Raw genomic sequence first — 14,365 nt, 5'->3', positions numbered from 1 at the left:
GTTATCTCCCATAGCTCCGTCCTAGCTCCTTTTGCAGCTCTTTTTTCTTAAGCCCCGTTTCCAATGCTTTTTCCATCTTCAATTCCTGATATTGCCTATACGCCATCCATTTTTGATAGGACATGTTCAGCGCCATCAAATCCTCCAGCGCAACAAATTCTATGCCACCACCAGAACCCACAATCACAATCAGCGCACCCGCACCGGTTTCCCCCGCGCCCTGAAACCAGCGCACAAGCTTCAGATAGTCTTTCTCCAATGCATCCCGCTCATCGTTCTTCGACGAAACCGCGTCATCCGCCACGGATTCAATGAACCTCTCCAGAGCAAATGGCTGTTTCGCAGGTTTTTCTGTCTCGAATACATCAAGATAAGGAGAAAAGAATGCTTCAACACCTTTCAGAGCAGAGGGTGCCGTTTCCACATACCAGTGAACTCTGCGAGAGATACTCAGCATTTCCGGCGAACCTTCTATAGCCGGTAACAGATTCTTGTACCGAGAGAGTTCTTTTTTAGAGTAGTTCCCCTGTGCTTTGAACTCGATAAGACGTAACGTGCCTGGAAAATCGAGCAGAACATCACCTAGCGCCTTATCTTCCGGAGTCTGCTGCAACAAACTGACAGCACTCGGAAGGTATCCGGATTTAAGACGTCCTCCTATGGAAACACCCAATCCATAAAGAAAATTACCAATCACCACGTTTTCATAAAGTTTCACGTTCGTCCTTCCACTGCTCAATAACCATGTAACATCCATTTCCCATACATCTTATCTGAAAATATCTTTTACCATGAAGCACTCTGCCTCATTACCCCATACATTATTTATTTTTATCAGAAGCATGATCGTTAGAGCCACGCGAAGCCCCATTGACACCTCTGAGACACAAGACCTTCATATAACCATCCATTTCCCAACACAAAAAGAATTCCCCCCTACCGCATTGATACTCGATGGCACAGACAAACAGCGCTATATCAAAAGGCTCCAACAAGGGCAAAACAGGTAATGGAATGGGTTAAGGGGAAAGGCTCTACCCAGAAAAGGAAAAGGCCCGTGACCCCGCACCTGAGGCACCACAATGTTTACTCTGTTCCAGCGAAAAAAGCCCACGCCAGCCCAGCCAGATCTTGTCATGCCAGAAAAAGGGCTACTCCAGCCAGAACCCGCTGCGTCCTTGCTGGACACGCCTCGTCGGCAAAAGCTGCTGGAACATATCTGGCAACGCACCTCACTCTCTCGCAAGCAATTCATCACACTTTACCGCAGACCTCTGGAGCGCTACGCAGAGTTGGTACAGTTGTTTCCCGCCTCGGAAACGCATCATCATGCTTACCATGGCGGCATGCTCGATCACGGACTTGAGATCGTCGCCTTTGCATTGAAACTGCGACAATCCCACCTGCTGCCGGCAGGCACACCTCCGGAAGATCAAGCCACGCAATCAGAAGCCTGGACAGCAGCCATCGCTTATGCAGCCCTGCTCCACGACATCGGCAAGATCGCCGTTGATCTGCACATTGAGCACGAGGATGGCAGCCTCTGGCACCCCTGGCATGGACCGCTGAAACAGCCCTACCGCTTTCGCTACCGGGATGACCGTGAATACCGCCTGCACGGAGCCGCCACTGGCTTGCTCTACCGGCAAATACTCGATGGCCACATCCTCGACTGGCTTAGCAGCTACCCTGTCCTCTGGACTTCGCTGCTGTATGTGCTCGCTGGCCAATACGAACACGCCGGCATGCTGGGCGAACTCGTCATCCAGGCCGATCGCGCTTCAGTGGCTCAGGAACTGGGCGGAAATCCCAACCGCGTCATCCTGGCGGCTCCCAAGCAGGCGCTACAGCGCAAGTTACTCGACGGGTTGCGTTACCTGCTCAAGGAAGAATTGAAAATCAACCAGCCCCAGGCTTCGGATGGCTGGCTGACAGAGGACACGCTTTGGCTGGTCAGCAAGACCGTCTCTGACAAATTGCGAGCTCATCTGCTGGCACAGGGGATCGAAGGCATTCCATCCAATAACACGGCTGTGTTCAACGTGTTGCAGGAGCATGGCGTACTGCAGCCAACCCTAGATGGCAAGGCAATCTGGAAAGCCACCATCAGCAGCGCATCCGGTTGGTCACACAGTTTCACTCTGTTGAAACTCTCTCCGGCATTGATCTGGGAAACATCCGAGCGCCCGGCCCCCTTCACAGGAACGGTGACGGTAGACATCAGCCCCGCCGATAGCAACGACTTAATACCTGACGTCACTGAACCAGCAGTATCTGCCTCGTCCACCACACTTGGCATTGCAGCAGCGCAGGCAGCAACAGCGCAACACGCTGTCATGGAAGACATGCTTGCCATGCTGATCCCAACCGAAGCACCTCACACCGCACCTCCAGACAGCAACGCATCAGATGCTGATGAGCTAGCCTCGACACAGCCCTTGAATACACAATTCAATCCTGAGCCTACCAAACAACCTTCCGCCGATCATTTCATGATCTGGCTGCGAGAAGGGGTTCAATCCCGTAAGATCATCATCAATGATGCAAAGGCCCTGATACATAGCGTGGACGATACGGCTTTTCTAGTCAGCCCTGGCGTTTTCCAGCGCTATGCGCAAGAACACCTGCAAGTCGGGGCGTTTGCAAAACAGGAGAAAATTCAGGACTGGCAGTGGATACAGAAACGCTTTGAACATCTGCAAATCCATCGTAAACAAACCAACGGCCTGAACATCTGGGCCTGCACAATCAGTGGACTACGCAAATCACACCGACTGAACGGCTACCTGTTATCCGATCCCGAGTTGATTTTTGACGAAGCGCTGCCAAACAACCCGTATCTCTCACTTATATCATCTGCATCAGGATCGTGATTTGATCGCGATATATTCCCTTTTTTCAGTCCTGGCGTAAAATAGAGCTTCGCCTTTCTTCTCTGTCAAAAAGGTTCGTGCACTTGAAAGTGGTGATATGAAAATGAGGAAATTAGCACCCAAAGATGAATGCAATGACTTTGCAACTGATTTATATTAACTGCAATTTAACATCTACTAAAAAGCAGAGACAGACAAGATATTTCCGTCCCTGCTTTGGAATAAAAACCAAAAAATATTACTAAAATAATCCTAGAGCATATCAACTATTTTTTATTTGCTTGACTGCATCCAGAACTTTAGTCGAATAAGTTAAAGCGGCACCAGCATTCATATTGATCGCCACGCCTAAAGCCTCAGCTATTTCTCCTTCAGACGCGCCTGCTTTAACCGCACTTTCTGAATGAACAGCAATACATCCTTCGCAGCGGGTGGTCACCGCACAAGCGATCGCAATAAGTTCTCGCGTCTTCTCATCAAGGTGCCCTGTTTTTGCACCAGCGCCAGCCAAAGTCATTACTCCTTTTAGCGTATCTGGTGAGAGTTTCCCAAGGTCTCCAACTCGCTCAAGTAACCCAGCGCGCATATCTTTCCAATCAGTTACAGCCATATTTAACTCCTAATTGTCGTCAGTGGATTTATTAGTTTCAAGAGAATATGATCATATCTTCTTGAGATTATCCTGATATATAGAGGTGCTTCTTAGTACTCGCGACACAATACTTGCGCCTTCAAATGTACCAATTATTAGCCAAGCAGCTTTAAGTGGTAAAATATTTGGTGCAAGCTCGCCAGTTCGCTTTGCTGCAAGTAAAATTTTATTCAACCAATTGAGTTGAATATTAAAATAATCTGCGGTTAGTTCCACAATATTTTCTGGCAGACTTCAAGTTCAGAAGACAGTGCACAACATAAAGAAAGCTGACCGGAACTCTGCCCTTCCCAAAAAATTGCCATATATGCTTTAATTCTTTGTGTGAGACTACATTGTTCCCTGAAAATGGACTTGAGACCAAGAGCCAACATTTGTAGCGATTGCCCCATAACCTCTTACTCCAGCATTTCTTCAGAGGGAAAGTGATGATGTATGCAGGCCTTACTTATTCCGATTTTTGTTGCAAAATCAGCATAACTAAAGGAGGAGTATCCTTTCTTCCTCATCAAGATCATCGATTCTTTTACCAAGGCCTGTTTTGTCAATTTTTTTCAGAAACCACAAAACTATCTACTAGTAGGTAGACTTTACAGCCTTAAAAAATTAATCGCAATGCCTTTTTAAAGTATTACCGCAGGCTATCAAATTTTGATTTCATGAAGCCATTTTTCAACAATTCTTGGTGAAAGACCAAGAAGGGTCTGAGCGCTTGTGTGCGTGTCGATGGCTAAATCACGAGTTTTGGCTTTGGCTTCACAAGCATCAGCGACTTCCCTGCCATTGCGAAATCCAGCAGTGAAAGAGGAATCGGTGCAGAGCCATGTTTTGATCCAAAAATAGAATGATTCAAGAGTAACAATTCCTCAAAATTAACTAAGGGCCGCATCAATATCGCAGTAATGGTGACTATTTCATTGATTAATTTTGAAGCTATAGGAGCGGTAGCCAGAGTGTCATAGCCCGTTGCTGTTATTATGGTGGAATCAGGAAATCTCGCCGTAAGGCAAAAGGTCAGTTTTCGATGAAATCGGGTCATTTATCGATAAAATGTAGATAAATTTCATCACGGATAGGACTACGATCTCATTATGAGAATTCACCGGAAAGGGCAACACTCACCTAAAATCGGTAAATACGGTTACCGGTTTGACACATGTCGTGAAGAAAACCAGAAATAAGCATAACTAAAACGGCATTGCCTATTCTGACAACGCCGGGAAACAACTGGCGACGCTCCTGTGATAGAGCGAACACCAGCAGGCTGGATGGTATGGAAGGATATAACGCTTGTCAGACGGAAAGGTATGCTTCTGTTGACTTCACGGGACCATATCCAAACTCAAATGCAGCCATCATCGCCGCATGCACATGAGCAGCGGGAACCGTTACGCCGCCGAAGGTGAGGTCAAGCGTGGCACAAGCGTCATGCAATACCGTAACTAGGTAGCCCATATCAGCGGATGCCCGCACACACGCATCTACACACATATGGCTCATCGCACCAACAATGACCACTTCCTCAACCCCATGCGTATCGAGTTGCTGTTTGAGATCTGTTTCACGAAATGCATTAATGTAATTTTTGACAATGACTGGCTCTCCAGCCACCGGAGCCACAGCAGGCTGAATCTCTACCCCTTCAGTGCCCGGCACAAACACAGGAACCTCTCCATTAGCAAATTCATGACGAATATGGAAAACAGGCATCCCCTTCTGTCGTGCATCGGCAATCACTCTTGCTGCATTTTCTGCGGCGGCCTCAATCCCTGAAAGAGGCAGTTTGCCGTCCGGTAGATACTCATTCTGAAGATCAATAACGATTAAACCACGTTGTTTCATGATGTTTTCCTGTTTGCGCTTTTAATGAACACTATTATGGCAATAGGGTAACAACCAAAACAGTGGCACTGTCGACATTAAAAGCGCCAAAAACGACAAAACGAATTTTCTCAAGGCTTTTGTTGAAACGGTAATACTGCAGATTGCTTATTAATGACTGTTAGTTACACACCAGTTTCTGTGTAATACAAATCTGCTGATCAACAACACTTAAATAACGACTAACCCCTTAGAAGGGCATATGACCACTCATCGCTTAATGAGAAATCCGCGGAGAGATCGTAAGTACCACAACTGGCGGGCATAAATTCGCTTATTCTTCACCAGAAGGGCACTCATCGATGTGGCTTTCCATATTAACCAGAATACCCCTGACATGATCATCATCAATTTCGTAAAAAATCTGTTTTGCCTTTCGTTCACCTCTGACCAGTCTTGCCCCTCTGAGCAATCGCAGATGATGGCTGACTAGTGCCTGAGAAATATCAAGCCCCTCGGCAATGTCCCCTACCGCTCTGGGACCTGACAGACAAAAGAAAAGAATCCTTAGTCGAGTGGTATCACCTAGCAGACGGAACGTCTCTGCCAGGATGGTAATATCATGTAATAACATAGATTTATGACGGTTCAAAACTGCCTCTTGTTTTCTTCAGTGCTGGTGTTGCCCATGGTGGTGATGTTCGTGGTGACCGCTGACAGAAGCAGGTATCTGGCTAAGACTGCACGATGAGACCTCATCAGTCCAGTCAACAGCAACCGTGACATGCTCAATATTGAATCGAGATTTGAGTGCATCTTCAACCAGTTGCGTCACTTCTGGAATGCTCGCATTCTGTTGTGGTCGGATATGCAGGGTTGCCGCCCTGCGACCAGAGGTGATCACCCAGACATGAATATGGCTAACGGAGGAGATCCCCGCAACAGAATCAGAGATAAATTTATCTATCGCTGCTGGAGTCGCATCTTCTGGGGTTCCCTCAAGAAGAATATGCAATGATTTCGTCAACAGTCTCCACGCACTACGTAAAACCAATAATGATACAAGCACAGACAGAATGGGGTCTATTGGCGTCCACCCCGTGAAATGGATAATAATTGCCGCCAGCACCGCCCCTACCGAACCCAGCAGATCCCCCATAACATGGAGCGATGCCCCTTTAATATTAACGTGTTCACTGTCGCCACGAGTCAGGATCCAGAACACAAGCACATTGATCCTACCCACGTAATGTGGACACAGCCTTAAGCGAGGTTCTTGTTTTCAAATTGTTCCGGGCTGAGACCACCACAAGCACTGTGGCGTCGCCACCGATTGTAATCACACTCGATATAATTAAACACCGTTGTTCGCATTATTTCCCGGCTGATAAAGCGTTCCCCGTGGATGCATTCCACTTTCAGTGAATGGAAAAAGCTTTCCACACAGGCATTATCGTAGCAACAACCCTTTGCACTCATGCTGCCATGCAGATTATGCCGTTTCAGCAGAGTCTGGTAATCCGCTGAACAGTACTGTCCGCCACGGTCGGTGTGGACAATAACGTTTTTCGGTCGCTTACGACGCCAGAGCGCCATCTGTAACGCATCGCAGGCCAGTTGTGCCGTCATTCGTGACGACATCGACCAGCCAATAACGGCTCGTGACCACAGGTCAATGACCACTGCGAGATACAGCCAGCCCTCGTCCGTGCGAAGATACGTGATGTCGCCTGCCCACTTCTGGTTCGGGCCGCTGGCGATGAAGTCCTGCTTCAGCAGGTTTTCCGATACCGGCAGACCATGTTCACGGTAGCTGACCGGACTGAATTTACGGCTGGCTTTCGCCCGCAACCCCTGACGGCGCAGGCTCGCAGCGATGGTTTTGATGTTGTACTCCGGCAACTCATCAGCAAGACGCGGTGCACCATAGCGCTGTTTTGCCCCAGCGAATGCCTTACGGACAGCCTCATCGCAAATGAGCCGGAAATGCTGGCGCGGGGTTATCTGACAACGACGCCTGTGCCAGACATACCAGCCGCTGCGGGCAACCTGAAGCACCCGACACAGGGTTTTGATGCTGAACTCTGCCTGATGCTTTTCGATAAAGACATACTTCATTTCAGGCGCTTCGCGAAGTATGTCGCGGCCTTTTGGAGAATAGCCAGTTCTTCATCGCGCTCCGCCAGTTGGCGCTTCAGGCGCGCATTTTCGGCAGCCAGTTCATTCTCTCGCTCTGATGAGTTCATCTGTTGCTGTTGTTTACTCCGCCAGTTGTAGAGCTGGGATTCATACAGGCTGAGTTCACGGGCAGCAGCAGCGATTCCAATACGCTCGGCCAGTTTAAGGGCTTCATCGCGAAATTCGGGCGTGTACTGTTTGCGGGGCGTTTTACTGGTTGGTACTGGTTTTGTCATGAGTAATCACCTCTGGTTGAGAGTTTACTCACTTAGTCGCGTGTCCACTATTGCTGGGTAGGATCACATTCACGATCAGCCCTGCAATGGCGACCCATAGCATGGGGCCAGCAAGAATTTCCTGAGGATCCTGAAAACGCCTCAAAGCTTCATAACAAATCCAAGCGACAATAAAAAACATAATTATGGCATTAAAGAATCCGGCAATAACTTCAATTCGCAGGAACCCATATGTTCGCTTTGGATCAGCCATGCGCCGTCCAAAACGGAATGCGGTATAAGACAGCGCAAGCGCTGCGGCATCGGTCAGCATATGTCCGGCATCAGCAATCAATGCCAGTGAACCCGACATAACACCACCAATAACCTCAATAATCATGAAAGAAAAAATAAAGAAGAAAGACAATAGTACCTTTCGCTCATTTGCACTACTGACGGTGGGTACATGCGAATGGTTGTGGTGCTCATTGGAATGAGAATGTGACATAAAAACCTCCAGCGTTTGATATTATCATATAAATACATGTTTATATGTTTATATGTTTATGTAAAATACTGGACAGTATCTTTTTTGGAAGGTTTATCTCATCGAGCGACATGTATAGATAATGCTAAAACGGCCCCCCGAACACTGACTAATAGGACAACTATCCATCAACAAGATAAGCACGGGCAAACTTCCGCCTGATGTGTTGATACCTTTCCTTCCTTTGTATTCAAAAGGTTTCCCTAGAGCCTGCGCTGAAACGACGCCGATATTCGCCGGGTGAAAGCCCCACAATCCGAGTAAATACCTTACGGAAAGCCCCAGGGTCGAGATAACCGACGTCCCATGAAACACGCTCAATGGATGCAGTCTCAAACTGCAACAATTCCCTAGCCCTACCGACCCGAAGGCGCTGACAATATTCCGTACTCGTCATCCCAGTCGCTTTCTGGAAGCGACGCAGAAATGTTCTCTCTTCAAGACCAGCATGTGCAGCGAGTATAGAGAGTCTGATATCTTTAGCCTGAGTCGCCTGCAACCAATGCTGCACTTTGAGAACAGCAGAATCACCGTGAGTCAGTATTGGAGAAAAAACACTGTAATACCGTTGCTCGCGGCCCGGAGGATCAACTAACAGCATCCGTGCAGTTTCGACCATAATCGTTGGTCCCAGAAGACGGTCAACGAGCCTAAGTCCCATGTCTGTCCATGACATCAGCCCACCCGCAGTGATGATATCCCCATCGTCAATGATCAGTTGATCTGCATCGACAAGCACTGATGGGAAACATTGTTTTAAGAGATCTGCATATACCCAGTGCGTGGTCATTCGGCGGCCGGCCATAAGGCCCGTTGCGGCCAGTAAAAATGCGCCTGCACACACAGACCCCAGAACCACTCCCTGGGTATGTTGGCTACGAAGCCAATTTGTCATTTCGTCAGCTACATTAACATTTACGGGATCAGTAAGTGTCGGTGGAATGACCATTGCAGAAATCACCGAGGTAGTTTCCTCGGAACCAGTATCAAAAACACGCACCGGCTCAGAGGAGATTTCTTTCTGTTGCCAGTGCGATACCCGCAAAATTTTCCCACTATTCTTCTTGCAGGTAGACGAAAACTGGTTTGCAACACAAAACAGATCCGTCAGACCAAGTACTGCCGCCTGCTGAACTCCAGGATAAAGCAACAACCCAATCTCTTCAGTGAACACATCATCCATTGTCGTTATTACCTGTAATTATGTCGATAATGACACTTGTCACCTTAGCATTTCAAGCAGAAGCTAGGTAGTGAAAACTATCACTGTATGAAAGAGGGAATAATAACAACGTTGACACTCGACTGGACGGGTTTAACTCAAGGTTCAGGTATTATCGAATCTGAGGAAATGAAACTTCCCGTAGCTATTCCACAGCACTTTGGCGGCACTGGAAAGGGAGCCAATCCTAAGGATCTGCTGGTAGCATCCGCTGCATCATGTTATTTAATGACTCTTGCAACCATGTTACAAGGCCACAACATTCCAGCATCCGGTATCACACTTCGTTCAGAATTAACTGGCACACAAAAAACGAACATGAAAATCGTGCATAATGTGGAAATTGCACTCAATGAAGAAACCACACAGTCGCAATTAAAAAGTGCGCAGGCACTGGTAGAGGACGCAGACAAATCATGCATGATTGGGAATCTACTGAAAGATGCTGGGGTACACATTGTAGTATCCGGTGATGCAGTATTAACTCAAAAAAACACCCAACCAATTGTAAATATTAAATTTTTTCATGTATGTTTAAGCAGGGGTATACTTATGGAATACAAAATACTTCTATCACATCTGAGTACACAGCTCTCAACTTTCACATCATATTTCGAAAAATTGTGCATTATGGCGTATAATAGAAAAAGGTAGATTGCTTAACCGATAACCTTTTTTCAACGAGTTACGGCATTACAATACACCAGCATCATAAAGCAGTCTGCCTTGACAACCGTTCTACACGGTGGTAAAAGCAAGCAAGTAAATCAATAGAGGATGAGTAATATGAAACTCTTAAATACCTACAATCCACAAGCTGAAGATGTAGATTTTTTCTAAAACGAATTTTATAAATGCAGGATGAGATCCTGCATTTTTTTGGGTAATTTTTAATGAATTTAATTGTATTAACTACTCAATCACTCTCATCGCATATTTCGTCTTCCGAATGGTTTCTTAAAAACCTACCAGCAGCAACTCCTGTGATTGCTTTTTCCGCTGCAATTATTGCATATTGTGGATATAGGCGACAAAGAAGATTACATCAAGAAAAATTATCTTATGATTTTGAGCATTTCTATCAAAATGATAAAGAGTTGAAGGCACATAGAGATAATCTAAATACTCTCTTTAAAAAACACCGAAGAGAAAATATGGATTTAACGGTTTTCGCTGGCTTAGACTCAGAGAATGATTATGGAAAGTCGATCATGTTTGTTCTCAATAATTGGGAAAAATGTGCTCATGCAATTAAAGAAGAACTTTTGGATGAAGAATATTTATATAATGTATTTCACATCGTAGCTTTGCGAGCATATAGCTTATTAGAAGGTTATATCGACCAAAGAAGGAAACTTCCAGGTAACAGTGATGCCTATCTAAATTTCAGATGGTTAGCTGAAAGATGGAAGTTAAAGCGATTAATTGAAAGTGAAACAAAAAACTCAAAAACGATTGAAAACTTAGTAATTAATGCATCCGATTTACATTTTAAAAATAAAAAAAATAAAGATTTAGGCTTGAATTGTGAAATCGGTGATTTGAAAAAAATGCATCTAACATTGACTTACCACAATAAGAAAAAAGGATTATTCAGATGGATAAAATATCAATTACGTCAAAAATTTTGAACATTTATAATAAAGAGCAGTATCCAACTGAGATAGAAATAATCGCTCTAATATCTGCTTTGGGTAATATAAAAAATGATGAAGCCGTAGAGATAATTTTAAAAACATACGAGCAATCTAATAAAACCAGCGGTATTAGAATAGCCACTATAACAGCTTTATCTCATTGCTGTGATTGACTTATTATAACCAAAGCAAGGGCTAACACAGAGAAGCTATGCTTCTCTGTGTTGCCTTGCTTTTCCGCTCTACGATTGAAAAGAGCATCAATGGAAATATGATTAAATAATAAAACACTCATTCTGAAAAAAATAATTCTTTCAAGAGACCTTAGAGCATCAAGATAATATTACTTATCTTTATTAGCTGTTCAATAAAGAAGGGGGGTTTATTAACCATATAAGTACAAATACTGCTATAGCCCCCGTTGCTCTTACAGAAAAACGTTGGAACCTTGTTTCAACATTCAGAAGCCCCGGTATGATTGCTGCGATGGCCGCAAGAGATATGGCAATCAGCCCCCTGAAAGTAAAAATCTGGAAAGGTGTTGGATTAGGGATAATTACAACAAGAGCTAAAATTATCAGCGAAAAAACCAATCCTACGCATAATCCTGTAACAAGCTGCCATCTTGGAGTTTCTTTCAAATCCTTTGCCCCTTCATATTTAAATCCTGAGGTGGGAAGATTGTTAATGGCAAAAAGCCCTTCTAATTTCTTCCAACTTTCATTTTGAAGATATTCTTTTGTCATCCTTTGCATATTTGCATAAGCATTTTCATCAGGTCTGTTAATACTTGTTCCCAAAACCTCAGAATGACTTCGCAGGAAATTATGATGAACAATGATAGCCATCAAAACGCTATGACAGTTTTCAGCAAAACCAGTAACCCATTTACCATTAACATGAGCTCCTAGCAAACCACTACTTCCAACAAATGACTCTACAAAATTAAAATAATCAGCACCTAATTGCTGACACTGAAGTAACTCTGATAGAGAGAGATCTGCTCCTTTGCTCTGCAGCCTAAGAACTATTGGGGTCATATGAGAAACATACTTTTGCTTCAAAAGTGCAATTTTAGCTTCTGCATCAATAACTGCTTGCTCATTTGTCATCATCTGAGTTCGTCTTGGTTGCAAGTAAAAGTAACGTAGTTAGATCAGAGTTATCAACTCCTTCTAAACCCGCAACATTTATAGACCCCAGGACTTCACAAACTAAGCTTTCGATGTTAGCTCGTGTAGGTTCCCCATCAAACTCTTTTAATCTTTTAGCAATCTCCTCCAACTGAGAATTTGTAGGAGACCAGTTTTTGATCCGCAGTGCTACTTCAATTTCTTTTTTAAAATTATCAAGACTCATTATAAATGTTCCTATTTTTTAGTTGCCAATTGTAATAGTGTAGTTAAATCTGAGTTATCAATTCCGCTATAGGAATACCTTCCAGTTCTAGGACAGTATCTCCTTACCACCTCAAACCAATCGTTAACTGTAGGCTCAAGACCTTTAGCTAACAATGCTCTAATGTCTTTTTTAATCAACTCAAGTTGATCAGGTGTTGGACAATCAGGTGCTGTGCCAAATTTAATTTTCAAACACTGAGCTAATTTTTTATCATTGGTATCCATGTCATTCCTTTTCGATCTTTAAAAATTAATGTCACTAAGAGAGAATACAACAAAAAACTAACATCCCGCAACATTCTTTAACCTTACTGACTTATTCCACGGTATTTCTTATTTTACTATTTATCATCTGAGATACACAAATCAGAATTTTCAATCAAAGTCATTAAAAACCAACAATTTCCACTAGCATATTTTCAATGCCTTAAGGTAAATTAAAGAGATTAAAACCATAAATCAACATAAAATAATAAATTTAGAGCAATACCTAGAACCATTCCGTCATATTTACTTTTAAAACCGATAGAATATAAACAATATATAGCATAAGGATTATGCGAAATATTTAAAACAAAGGAGTTTATATGGAATTAAACCCATCAATGACTTGCATTGTAAAAAGAATCCCCTCCGAAATAAAACAATCCTCAAACCTGATACCAGAGACACTCAAAACTCACTGTGTCAGTGTTCGTCTGAATAACGCAGAATTGAGAAAACTAAACACATTGAGAGGAGATTATGCAAAAGGCGAATGGTTACGAATGGCTTCGTTACAGAAGCTGCCAACGGTTGTGCCTCCTGTAAACATCGATACCTGGAAGACCCTAGGTGAGATCAATCAGAAGCTAAACCGTATTGCTCTTAAAATCTTTCTCCCCCTTTCGTCATTATCTTTTTAACTAAATATTCACTCTTCATTGTTACCCCATAATTTAATTTTTATTTATAGGTAACATAATTTTTTAGCAAGTTACAAATTTATTTTCCATTATTTTCAACAACCTTATTAATTGCGGCTCCAATAACGAATCGGCCATATATTCACCTTAGTTAGTAACTCATTGATATAAAATGGATAATAGAAAAGTGTAATTTATTTTGTAAAGCACGAATAAGAAATTAGCAAATATTTAAATGTACGGTGTACGGAAACTTAACCAACTATGTTAATGACAACTATATGATGATAAAATTACTCATCTAACGATCTATATTATATGAGTAATGTTTCATGGGACGAAAAACCTCTGCAATTTTAAAGATAATAGGAGTTATAGGTTCTTTATGTGGGATTATTGCGACAGCATTCACAATCTATGCGTACTACAACCCGGCCTCCCCTTCTACTCAGCGATATGACAGTATTGTAGGAAGCTGGCAATCTGATTACTCTTACACTGTAAAAGGTAATACCGTTAGGGTTAATGGCAAAACGACCTTCTTCTCTAATGGAAAATACAACTTTCATGGCAGTATCTCTATTGACTCTTATGCTCCAGGTGACCATATATTAATAGACTATCTTTCTGATGGTGCTGGTGATTGGGAACTATATGATAATGAGTTAATTACATCATTAAATAGCCTAAAAACAAAACCTATGAAGCTGGCTTTAAATAACGAAGATCTTGATCCATTGAAAATAGAGGTGATAAAAAATAAAAAGTTACCAACTATTGAGGAGAATATGGCAGATGGGAAAAACCAATCCTATAAAATAATAAAATCTTCAAAAAGCCAGTTAACATTGGAGGTTATTAACGAAATCGGAGGCAATTTCAATTTTACTATGCAAAAAACAAAATAAAAATGAT

18 protein-coding genes and 1 pseudogene are annotated in these 14,365 nt (G+C 43.4%); 6 read left to right on the top strand and 13 right to left on the bottom strand.

All coding sequences use genetic code 11. From position 1 onward, the window contains the following. Nucleotide 1: 1 nt before the first annotated feature. Nucleotides 2-718 (bottom strand): hypothetical protein, encoded by a 717-nt coding sequence (locus tag MYB54_RS09090; RefSeq protein WP_005967010.1) that lies wholly within the window; start codon nucleotides 716-718, stop codon nucleotides 2-4. Between the two features lie 364 nt (nucleotides 719-1,082). On the opposite strand from MYB54_RS09090, the gene mobH reads away from it, so the two are divergent. Continuing rightward, the gene (mobH, locus tag MYB54_RS09085) at nucleotides 1,083-2,873 is read left to right on the top strand and encodes a MobH family relaxase (protein WP_005967014.1); all 1,791 of its coding nucleotides are present in this window, start codon (nucleotides 1,083-1,085) and stop codon (nucleotides 2,871-2,873) included. Nucleotides 2,874-3,135: 262 nt separating this feature from the next. Here the strand turns inward: mobH and MYB54_RS09080 are convergent, their stop codons facing one another. From MYB54_RS09080 to MYB54_RS09045, 9 genes are all read right to left on the bottom strand, one after another. Further along, nucleotides 3,136-3,483 (bottom strand): carboxymuconolactone decarboxylase family protein, encoded by a 348-nt coding sequence (locus tag MYB54_RS09080; protein WP_005967016.1) that lies wholly within the window; start codon nucleotides 3,481-3,483, stop codon nucleotides 3,136-3,138. Between the two features lie 51 nt (nucleotides 3,484-3,534). Beyond that, on the bottom strand, nucleotides 3,535-3,741 hold the full coding sequence (locus MYB54_RS09075; protein WP_226292779.1) for a hypothetical protein: 207 nt from the start codon (nucleotides 3,739-3,741) through the stop codon (nucleotides 3,535-3,537). 182 nt (nucleotides 3,742-3,923) lie between these two features. Further along, on the bottom strand, nucleotides 3,924-4,034 hold the full coding sequence (locus MYB54_RS22055) for a TetR/AcrR family transcriptional regulator (protein WP_226292866.1): 111 nt from the start codon (nucleotides 4,032-4,034) through the stop codon (nucleotides 3,924-3,926). A gap of 784 nt (nucleotides 4,035-4,818) precedes the next feature. Beyond that, a complete protein-coding gene (locus MYB54_RS09070; protein ID WP_226292778.1) occupies nucleotides 4,819-5,367 on the bottom strand; it encodes a cysteine hydrolase family protein in 549 nt (182 codons plus the stop codon). A gap of 313 nt (nucleotides 5,368-5,680) precedes the next feature. Further along, the gene (locus tag MYB54_RS09065) at nucleotides 5,681-5,998 is read right to left on the bottom strand and encodes an ArsR/SmtB family transcription factor (protein WP_425353149.1); all 318 of its coding nucleotides are present in this window, start codon (nucleotides 5,996-5,998) and stop codon (nucleotides 5,681-5,683) included. 18 nt (nucleotides 5,999-6,016) lie between these two features. Continuing rightward, nucleotides 6,017-6,571 carry a cation diffusion facilitator family transporter gene (locus MYB54_RS09060; RefSeq protein WP_248721827.1) on the bottom strand — a complete coding sequence of 185 codons (555 nt, stop codon included), beginning with the start codon at nucleotides 6,569-6,571 and terminating at the stop codon, nucleotides 6,017-6,019. A 38-nt stretch (nucleotides 6,572-6,609) separates the two neighbouring features. Next, nucleotides 6,610-7,760 (bottom strand): IS3 family transposase gene (locus MYB54_RS09055; RefSeq protein ID WP_226294051.1). Its coding sequence is split into 2 segments (ribosomal slippage): nucleotides 6,610-7,502 and nucleotides 7,502-7,760, totalling 1,152 coding nucleotides; the frame shifts between segments, so codons are not numbered across the junction. 28 nt (nucleotides 7,761-7,788) lie between these two features. Next, nucleotides 7,789-8,247: a cation diffusion facilitator family transporter gene (locus MYB54_RS09050; protein ID WP_457770645.1), complete on the bottom strand. Its 459-nt coding sequence runs from the start codon at nucleotides 8,245-8,247 to the stop codon at nucleotides 7,789-7,791. Between the two features lie 229 nt (nucleotides 8,248-8,476). Beyond that, complete coding sequence (locus MYB54_RS09045) at nucleotides 8,477-9,469, bottom strand: GlxA family transcriptional regulator (RefSeq protein WP_226293994.1); 993 nt, start codon at nucleotides 9,467-9,469, stop codon at nucleotides 8,477-8,479. A gap of 87 nt (nucleotides 9,470-9,556) precedes the next feature. On the opposite strand from MYB54_RS09045, the gene MYB54_RS09040 reads away from it, so the two are divergent. The 3 genes from MYB54_RS09040 (at nucleotide 9,557) to MYB54_RS09030 (ending at nucleotide 11,318) form a co-directional block, all read left to right on the top strand. Beyond that, nucleotides 9,557-10,162, top strand: coding sequence for an OsmC family protein (locus MYB54_RS09040; protein ID WP_226293992.1), 606 nt, complete (start codon nucleotides 9,557-9,559; stop codon nucleotides 10,160-10,162). 239 nt (nucleotides 10,163-10,401) lie between these two features. Continuing rightward, complete coding sequence (locus MYB54_RS09035) at nucleotides 10,402-11,139, top strand: DUF4760 domain-containing protein (protein WP_226293991.1); 738 nt, start codon at nucleotides 10,402-10,404, stop codon at nucleotides 11,137-11,139. Further along, entirely contained in the window at nucleotides 11,106-11,318 is a 213-nt protein-coding gene (locus MYB54_RS09030; RefSeq protein WP_226293989.1) for a hypothetical protein, read from the top strand. The genes MYB54_RS09035 and MYB54_RS09030 overlap by 34 nt, the downstream gene beginning before the upstream one ends. Before the next feature lie 183 nt (nucleotides 11,319-11,501). Here the strand turns inward: MYB54_RS09030 and MYB54_RS09025 are convergent, their stop codons facing one another. The 3 genes from MYB54_RS09025 to MYB54_RS09015 are packed head-to-tail and all read right to left on the bottom strand — an operon-like array spanning nucleotide 11,502 to nucleotide 12,770. Then, a complete protein-coding gene (locus tag MYB54_RS09025) occupies nucleotides 11,502-12,260 on the bottom strand; it encodes a hypothetical protein (protein ID WP_226293987.1) in 759 nt (252 codons plus the stop codon). Continuing rightward, a complete protein-coding gene (locus MYB54_RS09020) occupies nucleotides 12,247-12,504 on the bottom strand; it encodes a hypothetical protein (RefSeq protein WP_137380063.1) in 258 nt (85 codons plus the stop codon). Before MYB54_RS09020 ends, MYB54_RS09025 begins: the two co-directional genes overlap by 14 nt. A gap of 11 nt (nucleotides 12,505-12,515) precedes the next feature. Further along, nucleotides 12,516-12,770 carry a hypothetical protein gene (locus tag MYB54_RS09015; protein WP_137380064.1) on the bottom strand — a complete coding sequence of 85 codons (255 nt, stop codon included), beginning with the start codon at nucleotides 12,768-12,770 and terminating at the stop codon, nucleotides 12,516-12,518. 380 nt (nucleotides 12,771-13,150) lie between these two features. On the opposite strand from MYB54_RS09015, the pseudogene MYB54_RS09010 reads away from it, so the two are divergent. Both MYB54_RS09010 and MYB54_RS09005 read left to right on the top strand, forming a co-directional pair. Beyond that, nucleotides 13,151-13,420: pseudogene (locus tag MYB54_RS09010) on the top strand (hypothetical protein); the annotation flags it as partial. Between the two features lie 362 nt (nucleotides 13,421-13,782). Next, nucleotides 13,783-14,358: a hypothetical protein gene (locus tag MYB54_RS09005; protein ID WP_226293985.1), complete on the top strand. Its 576-nt coding sequence runs from the start codon at nucleotides 13,783-13,785 to the stop codon at nucleotides 14,356-14,358. Nucleotides 14,359-14,365: the final 7 nt, after the last annotated feature.

Source organism: Pectobacterium nicotianae, from assembly GCF_023272715.1.
Lineage (GTDB): Bacteria > Pseudomonadota > Gammaproteobacteria > Enterobacterales > Enterobacteriaceae > Pectobacterium > Pectobacterium brasiliense.
Note: the sequence above shows the minus strand (reverse complement) of the source record. Positions and strands in the feature narration are given on the sequence as shown.

Excerpts from the sequence above, each read along its gene's own strand:
- mobH (WP_005967014.1), top strand. The coding sequence starts at position 1,083 with ATGTTTACTCTGTTCCAGCGAAAAAAGCCCACGCCAGCCCAGCCAGAT.
- MYB54_RS09080 (WP_005967016.1), bottom strand. The coding sequence starts at position 3,483 with ATGGCTGTAACTGATTGGAAAGATATGCGCGCTGGGTTACTTGAGCGA.
- MYB54_RS22055 (WP_226292866.1), bottom strand. The coding sequence starts at position 4,034 with ATGAGGAAGAAAGGATACTCCTCCTTTAGTTATGCTGATTTTGCAACA.
- MYB54_RS09070 (WP_226292778.1), bottom strand. The coding sequence starts at position 5,367 with ATGAAACAACGTGGTTTAATCGTTATTGATCTTCAGAATGAGTATCTA.
- MYB54_RS09050 (WP_457770645.1), bottom strand. The coding sequence starts at position 8,247 with ATGTCACATTCTCATTCCAATGAGCACCACAACCATTCGCATGTACCC.
- MYB54_RS09045 (WP_226293994.1), bottom strand. The coding sequence starts at position 9,469 with ATGGATGATGTGTTCACTGAAGAGATTGGGTTGTTGCTTTATCCTGGA.
- MYB54_RS09040 (WP_226293992.1), top strand. The coding sequence starts at position 9,557 with ATGAAAGAGGGAATAATAACAACGTTGACACTCGACTGGACGGGTTTA.
- MYB54_RS09035 (WP_226293991.1), top strand. The coding sequence starts at position 10,402 with ATGAATTTAATTGTATTAACTACTCAATCACTCTCATCGCATATTTCG.
- MYB54_RS09030 (WP_226293989.1), top strand. The coding sequence starts at position 11,106 with ATGGATAAAATATCAATTACGTCAAAAATTTTGAACATTTATAATAAA.
- MYB54_RS09025 (WP_226293987.1), bottom strand. The coding sequence starts at position 12,260 with ATGATGACAAATGAGCAAGCAGTTATTGATGCAGAAGCTAAAATTGCA.
- MYB54_RS09020 (WP_137380063.1), bottom strand. The coding sequence starts at position 12,504 with ATGAGTCTTGATAATTTTAAAAAAGAAATTGAAGTAGCACTGCGGATC.
- MYB54_RS09015 (WP_137380064.1), bottom strand. The coding sequence starts at position 12,770 with ATGGATACCAATGATAAAAAATTAGCTCAGTGTTTGAAAATTAAATTT.
- MYB54_RS09005 (WP_226293985.1), top strand. The coding sequence starts at position 13,783 with ATGGGACGAAAAACCTCTGCAATTTTAAAGATAATAGGAGTTATAGGT.